This window comes from Listeria grandensis, from assembly GCF_014322885.1.
Taxonomy (GTDB): Bacteria; Bacillota; Bacilli; order Lactobacillales; family Listeriaceae; genus Listeria_A; species Listeria_A grandensis.
Genome location: NZ_JAASUG010000003.1, coordinates 202,751 through 215,641 on the forward strand (window position 1 = coordinate 202,751; position 12,891 = coordinate 215,641).

The window sequence follows — 12,891 nt, forward strand, 5'->3', positions numbered from 1 at the left end:
ATGCACGTAAAAAACCTCAATGGATGTATTTTTTTGGAACCCTTTCAGAAAGAAGGCACGTAATTTCATAATTTATCGTTCCTACATGTTGCGCCGCCTCATCTGCCGAGTTTGGTCCGCCAATCAGTGTCACTTTTGTACCGACCGGATATTTTTGTGGTAACTGAATGATGCACTGATCCATGCAAACCCGACCGATGACCGGCATCAAAATACCATCCACCGATACATGGAATCCCGAATACGCTCGAATAAAGCCATCCGCATAACCGACCGGCAATGTCGCCACCCATTCCTGCGCCGTTGCTTCATAAGTCGCGCCATAACTGACATGATCACCAGGCTGCAACTCCTTCACCTGCACCATTTCCGTGTAAAAAGCAAGCGCTGGCTGCAATTTAAACGGCAAAATCGGCAAAATTTCTGGCGAAGGCGTCAATCCATACATCGAAATGCCAAATCGAACCGCATCAAAATCTCCCTGCTCATGTAGCAATGCGGTGGCGCTATTTGCACAATGTACCATCGCCGGGCGTTCCTGGAGTGAGTCCACCACCTCACGAAAACAAGCTAATTGCTGCTCGAAATAAGACGTTTCTTGTTGATCCGCCGTCGCAAAATGTGTAAAAATACCTTCCATCACGACATCATCACGTTTTGCAATGGCCGCTTCTATTTCCTTCACAGCTTCCATCGAACGCAAGCCGAGCCTTCCCATACCCGTATCCACTTTCAAATGCACGTGTAACGGAAGTTCTGCGGTTTTCATTGTGGAAAACGCTGTGAGCCATTCTACATCAAACAGCGTAAGCGCAATGTTATTCTGTGCGGCCAGCGCTGCAAATTCCACCGAGACGGCGCCCATCACTAAAATAAAATCCTCGAATCCTGCCTCTCGAAGTGCCAGTGCCTCATCAAGAATCGCCACGCAAAAACCTTGGGCACCAGCCTCTTTCGCAATTTTAGCAACTTCCAACATCCCGTGTCCATAAGCATCGGCCTTCACTACAGCAAGTAAAGCAACATGATCTGGCAAATGGTTCTGTTCTTGCTTAATATTCGACGTAATTGCCGATCGGTCAATCTCCACCCATGTCGGGCGATGCCACCCTGTTACTGCCATTCCTTCCGCCCCCGATCCACTTCTTCAATAATGACCTGAGCCGCCGCACTCCGCCCAGTATGCGTAATACTCACAAAAACCCGCTCATCCAATCGTTTCGGTTTCGTTAAAATAGGCCGCCCATTCGGCAATGTCAAAATCTCTACATCCGTAAAGCTGAGCTCCTTGCCGAATCCCGTACCATTCGCTTTAGCATACGCTTCTTTCGCAGAAAACCGCCCCGCCAAAAATTCGACTTTCCGCGAACCGCTGTATTTCCCGAGTAAAGCCTGCTCCTCTTCCGTCAAAATACGCTCGACGAAACGCGGATTCTGCTCCAACACCTTCTGCACCCGGTCCAGATCAATCATATCTAATCCAACACCTTTTATCATTACCTCACCTGCTCCAAAAGTTTGCACGCCCCAAGCGCTGCGTCCTTCCCAGCTTGAATACAATCAGGAATCCCCACACCACGATAAGACATTCCCGCAAGAAAAATAGTCGGATGGCTTTGCTCCAGATCCTTCTCAACTAGCTCCAAACGTTCTTGATGCCCAACCGTATATTGTGGCATCGCCGCTTTCATCCGGCTTACTTCATAAAATAGCGGATCACCTTGCAATCCGATCATTTCCTTCAAATCCGCCTGAACCTTCTTCGCCATTTCTTCGTCCGATTGCTCAAGTAGCCCAACTTGTCCGGCTTTTCCAAGGAATCCACGAAGCAAAATTTTACCTGCAGGTACCATATGTGGCCATTTCTCGTGTACCCACGTACAAGCCGTTATAGTGTATTCCCCTGTTCTCGCCACTAAAAATCCCGTGCCTTCTGGGATTTCCGGCACGGCTTCCTTATCAAACGCAAGTGAGATTGTAGCTAGGCTCGTCATCGGTTGCGCCAACAGTGGCTTGATCGCAGGGGCATCTAATAACGACAACACAACATCATGCGTTGCGGCAATCACAATCGCGTCTGCCACAATTCTTTCTCCATTATCTAGGACAACCGTTGTATTCTCGATCGCCTTCACTTTTGTACTCGCGTGCAGTCGCTCTTTTGGCAAGGCGGCAACCAACGCATCTGTTAATGTCGACAAACCTCCCGCAAGCGTACGAAAAGCTCCCATTGTCTTCGCTGTTCCTGTCGTACTTATCGTTTCTGGTCGGTGACGCTTCAGGCCATACATTAAGCTCCGATGCTCTTTCGCCGTCTTCTCAAACTGCGGAAAAGTCGCGCGCAAACTCATCTCATAAATATTTCCCGCATAGATTCCTGCAAGTAACGGCTCAATCAAGCGCACAACCATCTCTTTTCCGAACCTGAATTCAAAGAAGTCGCCAATCGACTGATCTTCCTCCGTCACGCTAGCTTCTAGCATCAGCTCTTCTAGCGCTCGAATTTTCCCATCTGAGGTGAGTAAGTCACTTTCTAGGAGCGCTCGAATATCTGTCGGAATGCCCATCACAGAACCTTCTGGAATTGGATGAAGCGCTCCTTCGTGATAAATATAAGATTTTCCCGTCGCATTCGTAATGAGCTGATCACTGAGTCCTAACTCCTCAACAAGCGCCATCCCCGCCGGTTTACGCGCCAAAAAAGAATCCGGACCTTTCTCAATAATAAAACCGTCACGATGAACCGTATTGAATTTACCACCGAAATGATCATCCGCTTCAAAAAGCTGCCAATCCACGGCCTCTTCTTTTACCTGTTTATTAACGTGATAGGCAGCAGTCAATCCAGTCAATCCGCCACCGATAATTACGATCTTTTTCATTAGAATCCTTCTCTCTGTTTTAATGTTACTTATTGGATGGTTGATACCAACGATATAATTTGGTCGCATCTTGCCTAGCAATATAGCGGACATTCGCGTTCAAGTGAGTTTGTCCTGATTTTAGCAGTACCGAGAAATGCACAACATTCCCCTTCTCCATCCAGATGCTCTGGGAATGCGCCACAGATTGAATACGGCGCTTCAACATAAAATTGGTCTGCTTCGAAATAAACGCACGCCCCTGCATCACAAGTTCCGTTTCCGTCGTATAAAAACCGGTCGCACGATAAGCCCCATAAGCAATCCCCGCAAAAATCGGCACGAGCACTAAACTAAAAAGCCCCCACGGGAAGAAAAGAATGCTCACAATAAGTATGATCGGCAACGTCCAAATCAAATGAATAAAGAAAAATCGTCTCAAACTCGTTTTCGGTGCTCGTTCTAGCTGCTCCACTGGGAAATCGTAATCTTCTAAAAACTGCGGTAAAATTTCCAATGCCTTCGCTTTCTTCACGATTGGTAAGATCAAAATATCTCCAGAATGTTCTTTATCCCCAGAACTTCCCGCCGTCACAACCCGAACGGAAGCCAATTTCAGCATCTGACGCAGTGGGGATTCAATCAGTTTAACCGATTGGATACGTTCGAAAGATATCGATGTATGCTCACGTTGTAGCAGTCCCTTCTCGATTTCAATGTGATCATCAAACTTCATCAACTTGAATTGGAAATACTGGAATAGCGTCGTTACAATCGCAATTCCCCACAAAATCAGTAGCACAATCAAAATCACGATCACGATAATCAAGACTCCGTAATGCACAATCGTATTGAATTGCTCCTCCACGAAGTCTGTTGGAATCACATCACGAAATTGCTGTCCAAACGCCAATATAATTAAGAAAATCCCGAATACGCCACCCGACGTCACAGCCATCAGCAATAATTCCTTCACCTCTAACTGAAATGTTAATAATGGCTTTTCGTTTTTCTCAACCTCTATGGGAACCTGCTCCGTATCCAGCGGTTCGACAGGACCTTCCACGAGTTCGGCGATTTTGCCCGCGCGCAGATCTTTTAATTCTTGCGCAACGCTTGCAGGCACAGCGCTTAAATCAGCCTCCGCCTTCCCACCGCCCGCTGTCTCAATCAAAATTTGAACCACATGAAATGGCATGTAGAAAAACCATTGCTTCTGTTGCACCGTCTGAATCCGCTCATACGGAATAAAAATATTCTTCTTGAAGAACAGGCCGTATTTCACGCGAATGCCTTTATCATCCATGCGGTAGCGATATGTAAAATACTTAATCAAAGCCGGCGCTAAAAGCAGTACAATTAAAGCAATCACGAGAAGCGGATACATCCACCAAGACAAAATCCCTTTCCCACTTAAATTCCTAAAGAGTGTGAAAATAACGACGGCAATTGGAATAATACTCTGTCTAATGCTAACAATCAATTCTTTAATCAGCGCAATCGGATGCAGGCGTCTATCCTCATACATCTTCCTTCGCCACCTTTACAAGTTCTAAGATGTGGTGCCTCAACGCATCGGATTCCGCTGCACGCACGGCCTCAATTTTGTGCACAGTTGCCGCAGTAGAAATCGACACACTCACCAGTTTCTTTCGTCTAAGAAGCGGTCCTTGATCCGTCTCCACATGTTGCACACGAATCATCGGAATCAATACACGACTTTTGAAAATGATGCCGTGCTGAATCTCAATTTCGTCATGTCTAATCTGATAACTCCACCTAGCCCAACGGAATGGGACAACGACGAATAGCATGATAATAAAATATAAAAGCGTAACACCAAAACCAATCGCACTCCACCACAAAGAAACATCCATTGCGTAAAATAAGATAGTTAATCCAATTGATACCAATAAGAATAAAATCGCAGCAATTAAATTCTCCTGCCTCCACACCGTTTTGATTTCCTCTGGTAATTTCTGCGCTAAATTCTCAAGCTCCATGAAACGCCCTCCCTTTTCTTTTAATGATACTTGAAACAGCCTGAAAAATAAAGCTTTATCCCCTGCTTTTTTACACAGTGCTCAAGCAAAATTATACCCTTACTTCGTTGTTTCGTGTATACTTTAGTCCTTCATAAAACTTCTTACTCTTGTCGTTTTTCGTTCATAGTTTGTTCATTTTTAGCTTTTATAATGAAGTCAGGAAGGTGGTAGTAAACATGAAAAAACGATTTTATGGATTTTTATTAATGACACTTCTCTTTTCAACAACCCTACATATCCCTGCCAGCGCGGCAACAACGAGTCCTACTACTTCAACTGAAACAGCCGATGACTTCGTGGAAATGTTCGAAATAGCCAATTATACAGCAGCAAACCCATATATTTTAGTTTCCGGAAATACCGCAACCGTGATGTTTTCCACTGACGAAAATGCCAAAGTAAGCATCCGGGGTAGCGCCACTTACGTGAAAACGACCGATTACGCTATGGATCAAGAGTTGACGCTAAGCCGATTAAAAGAATCGAACCAGCTGATTTTAACCGTCACAACCGAAGCTGGCGTCAGCACTTCCTATCCCATAACGGTGAAAACAGAGCCAAAACCAAAGCATCAAGTTTTACCGAAAATCGCGGAAACATCGCTCAGTTCCTCAAGAAGAATCGATTCTTAGAGAAATCTCCCGCTATTTTCATTTTCACTTCACATTTTCCCTGTAGTATGGTTAGTAACAACTACTGGAGGGATTCTCACCTTGAAAAAGAAAATTGCATTCGGCGCCGTATGCTTCCTAGTCGCACTTGGAATTAGCATTTTGCTCACACAACCAGAAGTAAAAGATGCGGCCAGTAAACTAAAAACCAATTATATAGAAGCAACCACTGTAGAAGATGTAACAGATCCGTTGACTAGCCTACTCGACGGACAAAAAGATTGGTTTGTCGAAAAACTAGGCGGATCATAAAAAAAGCATGATAACAGTCGCGTAAAATCGACTTGTCATCATGCTTTTTTGTGGCTTAATTAATCATTTTCTTGAAATCCACTCGCTTATTGATGTAGTACATAATCGGCGCACCGACTGCCAACACGATGAATTCGCTGATGGCAACTGTTAGCCATGTGTATAGGAACGGAAAATCTAATACCAACATTAATTCCCATGCCACCAAAAATGATGTAATTGAGAAAACAATGGTAGTTAGTACCATCCTGATTTTCACATTAGTCACAAAGCGATTCAAAAAAATAAGTATCCCAAGCGAAATCACCGACTGCCCCACGCCAAATACCAAATCATACCACCCGAGCGGTGAGAAGAAGTTAGCAATGAAGACACCGATCACAACTCCAAAAAAGTACTTTTTATCAAATACGATTAAATGGTTGAACATCTCGGACAGCCGAAATTGAATATTCGTGAATCCGAAAGGTGCTACAACCATAGTCACGACAACATAAAGCGCCGCAACGATCGCATTTATCGTTAACGTTTTTATTTTCATTTCTTAATTTACTCCCTTAGTTTTTTTACGTAGGATGGTTTCGAACTACGTTTTCTTCTTCATGTTACCTCAAAAGCCTTGCTACATCAAGTACTATTTCATTTAAATCTTCTTTCTTGCAAAGTAAACGGTTTCTTATAAAAAATACTTGCTTTTTTTCGCAAATGGGTGTAAATTCAATTATAGACTTTATTTATCCACGATGATAAAGGTTCTTTTTCAGCTTTATCAGGGATAATAAATATCCACAATGAAATCGAGGTGAAATTTGATGCAACTGACAAAAGGCGTGGAGCAGGCGATCTGCATTATCGTGCTACTCTCCACACAAGACACCCACAATCCGCTGGCATCGGATACGATCAGTGAGCATTTGCAAGTATCCCCTTCTTATTTAAAGAAGATTATGCGCAAACTTGTCGTCCAGAACATCATTCGCTCTGTGCCTGGCAATAACGGTGGTTTTTCACTTGCGAAAAGTCCTGAAAAAATCACCTTGCTAGAAGTCGTGGAATCGATGGAAGGCGAAATATCGATCTATCCAGATACAGGCTTAATCAACAAGGTTTTCCGCGATGGCGCACACACTTCTAAAGGGGAAGCAGTGTTACATGACGTTTTTAATGGCGCAAACGAGCTTATCCGAGACTACTTATCGAAGCAAACAGCCGCAGACTTACTGAAACGTACCATGGAGCAGCCCGAAATACCGGTACTTAATTGGAATATCACAAATCTAAGCAATCAAAATGAGAAAGAGTGAGTTTTATGAATATGTTAAAACAAGAATGGAAACGACTTTTAAACAACAAAATACTGCTGATCGCGTCCATCGTGATTTTATTTATCCCTATTTTATACGGCGGTGTTTTCCTTAAATCCGTGTGGGATCCGTACGGTAAAACCAGCCAGCTCCCCGTCGCTGTTGTCAATCAAGATCAGGCGGCCGACTATGAAGGCCAAACGCTTGATGTCGGTAACGAACTCGTCGGTGAACTGAAGAAAAATAATGACCTTGGTTGGAATTTCACAGATTCAAAGACGGCTGAACAAGGACTAAAAGACGGCAAGTACTACATGGTCATCACGATTCCCAAAGACTTTTCCAAAAATGCTTCAACCGTTCTTGATACGACACCCAAAAAAATGAACCTTTCTTATGAAATCAATCCCGCACAAAATTATATCGGAGAAGTCGTGACTGGCCAAGGCGCTTCCGCAGTCAACGCCAAAATCTCCAAAAAAGTAACGGAAAGCTATGCGAAAGCCATTTTTTCACAGATTTCTAAAGTTGGCGATGGTTTCCAAACAGCCGCAGACGGTTCTAAGAAACTCGACCACGGCACGATTCAATTAAAAGATGGTAGCAAAACATTGACATCCAAGCTTAACGAACTAGCATCAAGCACACCGAAACTCGCAGACGGTGTCACAAAACTGGATAACGGTGCCGTGAAACTAAACGTCGGTTTGGAAAAATATACAACAGGCGCTTCTGGCTTGCAATCTGGGCTAACAAAAATCGAAAGCGGTACATCACAACTTGCTCAAAACTCACCCGCACTTGTCGCAGGAAGCAATAAACTCGCAGACGGATTAAACACACTAAACGGCAAAACAGCTACACTCGCCGCGAAAGTACCCGAACTAAACAACGGCCAACAACAATTAAACAATGGCTTAAAACAACTACAAGTCGGTAGCAACAAACTAAACGCTGGCTTAAAAACATTAAATAATGGGCTTCCATCCGACGACCAAGTGAAACAACTTTCTAGCGGATTAACGGCGATGCAATCTGGAATCGCACAAATCAACAGCCAACTAAATAACGGTGCAGACACGAACGCAATGCTTACAAATATCACCAAACAAATGACAACCATGTCCACCGCACTAAAAGACCTAGGCGCAACAATTCAAACAAACGGCAAGGGCACAACAACCGCGATCACAAACACGAACGCCTTTAAAAACCTAACACCCGCCGAACAAAAAGAAATGGCAGACGCACTAAACACAGAATTAACACAACAAGCAACCAAACAAGCACAAATCGCAACGCAGCTGGGCACTAGTTTGACAAGCACCGCAACGACTTTACAAGAAGATTTAAAACCCATTGCCACTCAGATGGGCGACTTAAAAACAGCGATCAATACCCTCCACACGAACGCGGCGAAACTTTTACCAGCAACGAAGACAGCGGTCCATGGTTTTTCAGCTATCCAAACGGGTACAGATAGTCTGTTAGCTGGTTCCAATCAATTAACGGCGGGTATCACACAATTAACAACTGGTAGCAATCAACTTGCCGCAGGTACGTCGCAGCTAACGAATAGCATTCCAGCACTCGTTGGTGGCGTTTCCCAACTCGCAGATGGTTCTACAGACTTAAATAACGGGATCACAACATACACAAATGGCGTTGGCGACGTGCATAACGGTATTAGCCAAGCATCTGTTGGTGCAAGCAAATTAGCACAAAACAGCCCAGCTCTACTAGACGGCTCTAGTGCACTCGCAAATGGTACAAATCAGCTGGCAGCACAAGTTCCAGGACTCATAGATGGCACTGGCAAACTAGCAGCAGGATCAACCAAACTCGGAACAGGTCTTGCCACTCTAAGTGATGGCACAGGCGAACTCGCAACGAAACTAAAAGATGGCGCTACAGAAGTTGGCAAAATTGACCCATCATCTAAAACCTACGACATGATCGCACAACCAACCGATTTAACCGAGAAAAAACTAAGCAACGTACCAAACTACGGTCACGGTTTAGCACCATATGTCCTATCCCTTGGTCTTTATGTCGGCGCATTGGTATTCAACTTTATCTTCCCAATCCGCCGTCCATCGATGACACCAACATCTGGCGTCTCATGGTGGTTAAGTAAATTCTCGATTGGCTTCGTTGCAGCAGTCTTGCAAGCCTTAATCCTTGATTTCGTCATGCTGGTATTAGGTCTTGATGTCGCGCATATGGGAGACTTTTTCCTAATCTCCATTTTGACATCACTCACCTTTATGTTCCTCGTGATGCTCCTTGCCACAGCATTCGGAAATCCCGGCCGTTTCGTCGCCATGGTTATTCTCGTATTACAACTCGGCGCAAGCGGTGGTACCTTCCCAATGCCACTTACAGACGGATTCTTCAATGCGATTAATCCATATCTACCGATGACACACACCGTTTACGGCTTCCGTCAAGCGATCTCATCAGGACTGGGAAATCACCTTTTCGTTGTCAGCGCATGGATTCTAGTAGGCTTGATCATTCTCTTCAACGCCCTACTCATCCTGACACTCTCCATTAGAAAAAACAAACGATTTCCAGTGACAACATTACAAGAACAAACCGTATAACTCGAAATACCGCGAAAACCTGGCTATCCAAAGCTCTAGATTTCGCGGTATTTTTTTGCAAATAGCGTTTTTTCTTGCCTTAGTGCTAACTCCAATGTTTATAATGAAGGGACAACACAATATGGAGGTGAACAAAGATGAATATCAAACAAGCGGCGGACATGTTTGAGCTAACCGTTGATACGTTGCGTTATTACGAACGAGTTGGTGTTATTCCACCCGTTCATCGCAATTCGAGTGGCTACCGGGATTATGCAACAGGCGATTTAAACTGGATTTACCTTGCGAAAAATTTGCGAAAAGCTGGTCTTTCCGTGGAATCTCTCATCGAGTTTGCGACGCTCGCTCAACTGCGAGAAACACAAAATGTCGAGGAGGCACAAAAACAAGTTTTGCGAGATCAGCTGAAAGAACTCGACGATAAACTAGCAGAAATGAACCAAGTACGCAATTTACTAGTCTATAAAATCGAAACATACGACGAACATATCGCAAAATTTAAGACGGGTAAAATGAACGCGGAAAACGTCGAAAAACTCTGGGAACGAAAACATGATTGAATGACTTGCTATGGAGCCAACTTCAAGGTTTATAGTTAGAATTGAGAATATCAATAAAATCTAGGAGGATATATACATGAAAACTGTCACATTAAACAATGGCGTCGAAATACCGATTTTAGGATTTGGGACGTTTCAAATCACGGATCCAGAGCAAGCAGAAACAGCTGTGCAGGAGGCGCTCAAAGCTGGTTATCGCCATATTGACACCGCACAGAGCTACATGAACGAAGAAGCGGTCGGCCGTGGCCTAGCTAAATCTGGCGTCGCACGCAAAGAGTTATTTATCACGACGAAAATTTGGGTCGAAAACGCTAGCTATGATGGTGTGTTAGCGTCATTTGAACGTTCACTGAAACGCCTTGACCTAGACTATGTTGATTTACTATTGATTCACCAACCGTACGGCGATATTTACGGTGCTTGGCGTGCTATGGAAGCGTTGCAAGAGCAAGGAAAAATCCGGGCGATCGGTATATCCAATTTTGCAGTGGACAGAGCTGTGGACTTAGCTGTATTCAACACAGTTACACCGCAAGTCAATCAAATTGAAATCAATCCATTCCAACAACAAACAGCAAACATCGCCGCGCTAAAAGCAGAAGGCATCATGCCAGAAGCTTGGGCACCATTCGCGGAAGGTAAAAATGATATCTTCCACAACCCAACCCTCGTCAAAATCGGAGGGAAATACAACAAATCCGTCGCACAAGTGATTACTCGCTGGTTGGTGGAGCAAGGGGTCATCGTATTGGCGAAGTCGGTGCAACCTGAACGAATGCAGGAAAACCTTGATGTGTTTGATTTTGAATTAACGGATGATGATAAGAAGGAAATCACAATGTTAAACGAGGGAGAAAGCCAATTCTTCTCTCACGCTGACCCAGAAATGATTCGCTGGATGGCCAGCCGGACAATGCATGTATAGTTTGAAACAATAAAAAAGCTCCGAATCAGTCTATACAACTAATTCGGAGCTTTTGGTTTACTTATTATTTAGCGCTGCCGCCTTTGTTTCCGCCGCCAGAACCTTTGCGTTCGTTACTGTAACGACGTCCGCCGCCGCCAGATCCGCCTTTGCCGCTTCCGCCGCGATAACCGCCGCCACCGCCTTTGCGATCTCCACCGCCAGAGCCACCACGATAGCCGCCTTTACCGCCTCCGCGATAGCCGCCGCCGCCACCTTTGCCTTTACCGCCTCCGCCTTTTCCTCCACGATGAGGTAATGGGCGTTCTTCGGAAATATGGACTGGTGTTTGGTCTGGTTCTTTCGATAACAGCTTCAACATTGCTGCTGCGATATCTGTTGGATCGTATTCTTCAAGTAATTTCGTTGCTACTACTTTATAGTCAGCTAGGCTGTCTTCGCGAACGATATCGCTAATTTTTTCAGTAGCTACGCGCAATTGACCTTCGAATGCTTCGTCCCATGTTGGTGGTTGAAGAGGTGTCATGCGTTTTTTCGTTGTATCTTCCACGATCTTTAGGTAACCCATTTCACGCGGTGATACGAATGTTACTGCCATACCTTCTTTACCGGCACGACCAGTACGTCCAACACGATGGACATAAGACTCTGGATCTTGTGGAATATCGAAGTTATAAACATGTGTTACACCAGAAATATCTAGACCACGTGCTGCTACGTCTGTGGCAACAAGGATATCGATTTTTCCTTCTTTAAACTTACGCAATACGCTCATACGTTTCGCTTGCGTCAAATCACCATGAATACCTTCTGCAACATAGCCACGCATGTCAAGCGCGCGAGATACTTCGTCAACACGGCGTTTTGTACGACCAAATACGATCGCAAGTTCAGGTGCTTGTACATCTAAAAGTCTAGAAAGCACATCGAATTTCTCTCTTTCGTTTACTTTCACGAAGAATTGCTCGATTAGTAGAGCTGTCATTTCTTTTGTTTTTACTTGTACCAATTCCGGGTTTTTCATGAAACGTTCTGCGATGCGTTGGATTGGTTTTGGCATTGTTGCTGAGAATAGCAATGTTTGGCGCTCATCTGGAACTGTTTTTAGGATCGACTCGATATCATCGATGAATCCCATGTTTAGCATTTCATCCGCTTCATCCAATACTAATGTTTCCACATTTTCTAGGCGCAACGTTTTACGGTTGATATGATCTAGAATACGTCCTGGCGTACCAACAACGATTTGTGGATTTTTCTTCAATGAACGGATTTGACGGCTGATGTCAGAACCACCGTATACTGCTAAAACATGAAGGCGTTTGTCAGATGCTAAACGATATAGCTCCTCTGAAACCTGGATTGCAAGCTCCCGTGTTGGAGCGATAATTAGCGATTGTACACCTTGCTTCTTCGCATCAATTTTGTTGATAAGTGGCAAACCAAAAGCTGCCGTCTTACCTGTACCTGTTTGTGCTTGTCCAATAATGTCTTTACCTAAAAGACCTAGTGGAATTGTTTTTTCTTGGATTGGGGTAGCTTCCTCAAATCCCATTCTGTTTACTGATTTAACAATTAGCGGATCTAAACCGAACTCCGAAAACTTTGTCAATGTCATTTCTCCTTTAAAAATAAGTTTTTTTGGGAGAGCACTTTCTCATCTT

At 44.3% G+C, this 12,891-nt stretch carries 13 protein-coding genes and 1 riboswitch; of the genes, 6 read left to right on the forward strand and 7 right to left on the reverse strand.

The window, feature by feature from the left end; genetic code table 11:
• Positions 1-16: 16 nt before the first annotated feature.
• Genes alr through HCJ54_RS06015 form a run of 5 tightly spaced genes read right to left on the reverse strand, consistent with a single transcriptional unit; the run spans position 17 to position 4,864 of the window.
• On the reverse strand, positions 17-1,123 hold the full coding sequence (gene alr, locus HCJ54_RS05995; protein WP_187136978.1) for an alanine racemase: 1,107 nt from the start codon (positions 1,121-1,123) through the stop codon (positions 17-19).
• The gene (acpS, locus tag HCJ54_RS06000; RefSeq protein WP_187136979.1) at positions 1,114-1,497 is read right to left on the reverse strand and encodes a holo-ACP synthase; all 384 of its coding nucleotides are present in this window, start codon (positions 1,495-1,497) and stop codon (positions 1,114-1,116) included. The genes alr and acpS overlap by 10 nt, the downstream gene beginning before the upstream one ends.
• Positions 1,497-2,882 (reverse strand): protoporphyrinogen oxidase, encoded by a 1,386-nt coding sequence (gene hemG / locus HCJ54_RS06005; RefSeq protein ID WP_187136980.1) that lies wholly within the window; start codon positions 2,880-2,882, stop codon positions 1,497-1,499. The genes acpS and hemG overlap by 1 nt, the downstream gene beginning before the upstream one ends.
• 25 nt (positions 2,883-2,907) lie before the next feature.
• Positions 2,908-4,389 carry a PH domain-containing protein gene (locus tag HCJ54_RS06010; RefSeq protein WP_187136981.1) on the reverse strand — a complete coding sequence of 494 codons (1,482 nt, stop codon included), beginning with the start codon at positions 4,387-4,389 and terminating at the stop codon, positions 2,908-2,910.
• Positions 4,382-4,864 (reverse strand): PH domain-containing protein, encoded by a 483-nt coding sequence (locus tag HCJ54_RS06015; RefSeq protein ID WP_036067123.1) that lies wholly within the window; start codon positions 4,862-4,864, stop codon positions 4,382-4,384. The genes HCJ54_RS06010 and HCJ54_RS06015 overlap by 8 nt, the downstream gene beginning before the upstream one ends.
• A 218-nt stretch (positions 4,865-5,082) precedes the next feature.
• Between HCJ54_RS06015 and HCJ54_RS06020 the strand changes: the two genes are divergently transcribed.
• Positions 5,083-5,538, forward strand: coding sequence for a hypothetical protein (locus tag HCJ54_RS06020; protein ID WP_187136982.1), 456 nt, complete (start codon positions 5,083-5,085; stop codon positions 5,536-5,538).
• 81 nt (positions 5,539-5,619) lie between these two features.
• Positions 5,620-5,829 carry a hypothetical protein gene (locus HCJ54_RS06025; RefSeq protein ID WP_036067120.1) on the forward strand — a complete coding sequence of 70 codons (210 nt, stop codon included), beginning with the start codon at positions 5,620-5,622 and terminating at the stop codon, positions 5,827-5,829.
• Between the two features lie 55 nt (positions 5,830-5,884).
• On the opposite strand, the gene HCJ54_RS06030 is transcribed toward HCJ54_RS06025, so the two are convergent.
• The gene (locus HCJ54_RS06030) at positions 5,885-6,370 is read right to left on the reverse strand and encodes a QueT transporter family protein (RefSeq protein ID WP_187136983.1); all 486 of its coding nucleotides are present in this window, start codon (positions 6,368-6,370) and stop codon (positions 5,885-5,887) included.
• A 10-nt stretch (positions 6,371-6,380) separates the two neighbouring features.
• A riboswitch (PreQ1 riboswitch) is annotated at positions 6,381-6,425 on the reverse strand.
• A gap of 216 nt (positions 6,426-6,641) precedes the next feature.
• On the opposite strand from HCJ54_RS06030, the gene HCJ54_RS06035 reads away from it, so the two are divergent.
• From HCJ54_RS06035 to HCJ54_RS06050, 4 genes are all read left to right on the forward strand, one after another.
• Entirely contained in the window at positions 6,642-7,133 is a 492-nt protein-coding gene (locus HCJ54_RS06035) for an RrF2 family transcriptional regulator (protein ID WP_187136984.1), read from the forward strand.
• 5 nt (positions 7,134-7,138) lie between these two features.
• Entirely contained in the window at positions 7,139-9,739 is a 2,601-nt protein-coding gene (locus HCJ54_RS06040; RefSeq protein ID WP_187136985.1) for a YhgE/Pip domain-containing protein, read from the forward strand.
• A gap of 137 nt (positions 9,740-9,876) precedes the next feature.
• Positions 9,877-10,299, forward strand: a complete 423-nt coding sequence (locus HCJ54_RS06045; RefSeq protein ID WP_185411238.1) for a MerR family transcriptional regulator — start codon at positions 9,877-9,879, stop codon at positions 10,297-10,299.
• 76 nt (positions 10,300-10,375) lie between these two features.
• Complete coding sequence (locus HCJ54_RS06050; protein WP_187136986.1) at positions 10,376-11,227, forward strand: aldo/keto reductase; 852 nt, start codon at positions 10,376-10,378, stop codon at positions 11,225-11,227.
• Positions 11,228-11,291: 64 nt separating this feature from the next.
• Here the strand turns inward: HCJ54_RS06050 and cshA are convergent, their stop codons facing one another.
• A complete protein-coding gene (gene cshA, locus HCJ54_RS06055; RefSeq protein ID WP_187136987.1) occupies positions 11,292-12,839 on the reverse strand; it encodes a degradosome RNA helicase CshA in 1,548 nt (515 codons plus the stop codon).
• Positions 12,840-12,891: the final 52 nt, after the last annotated feature.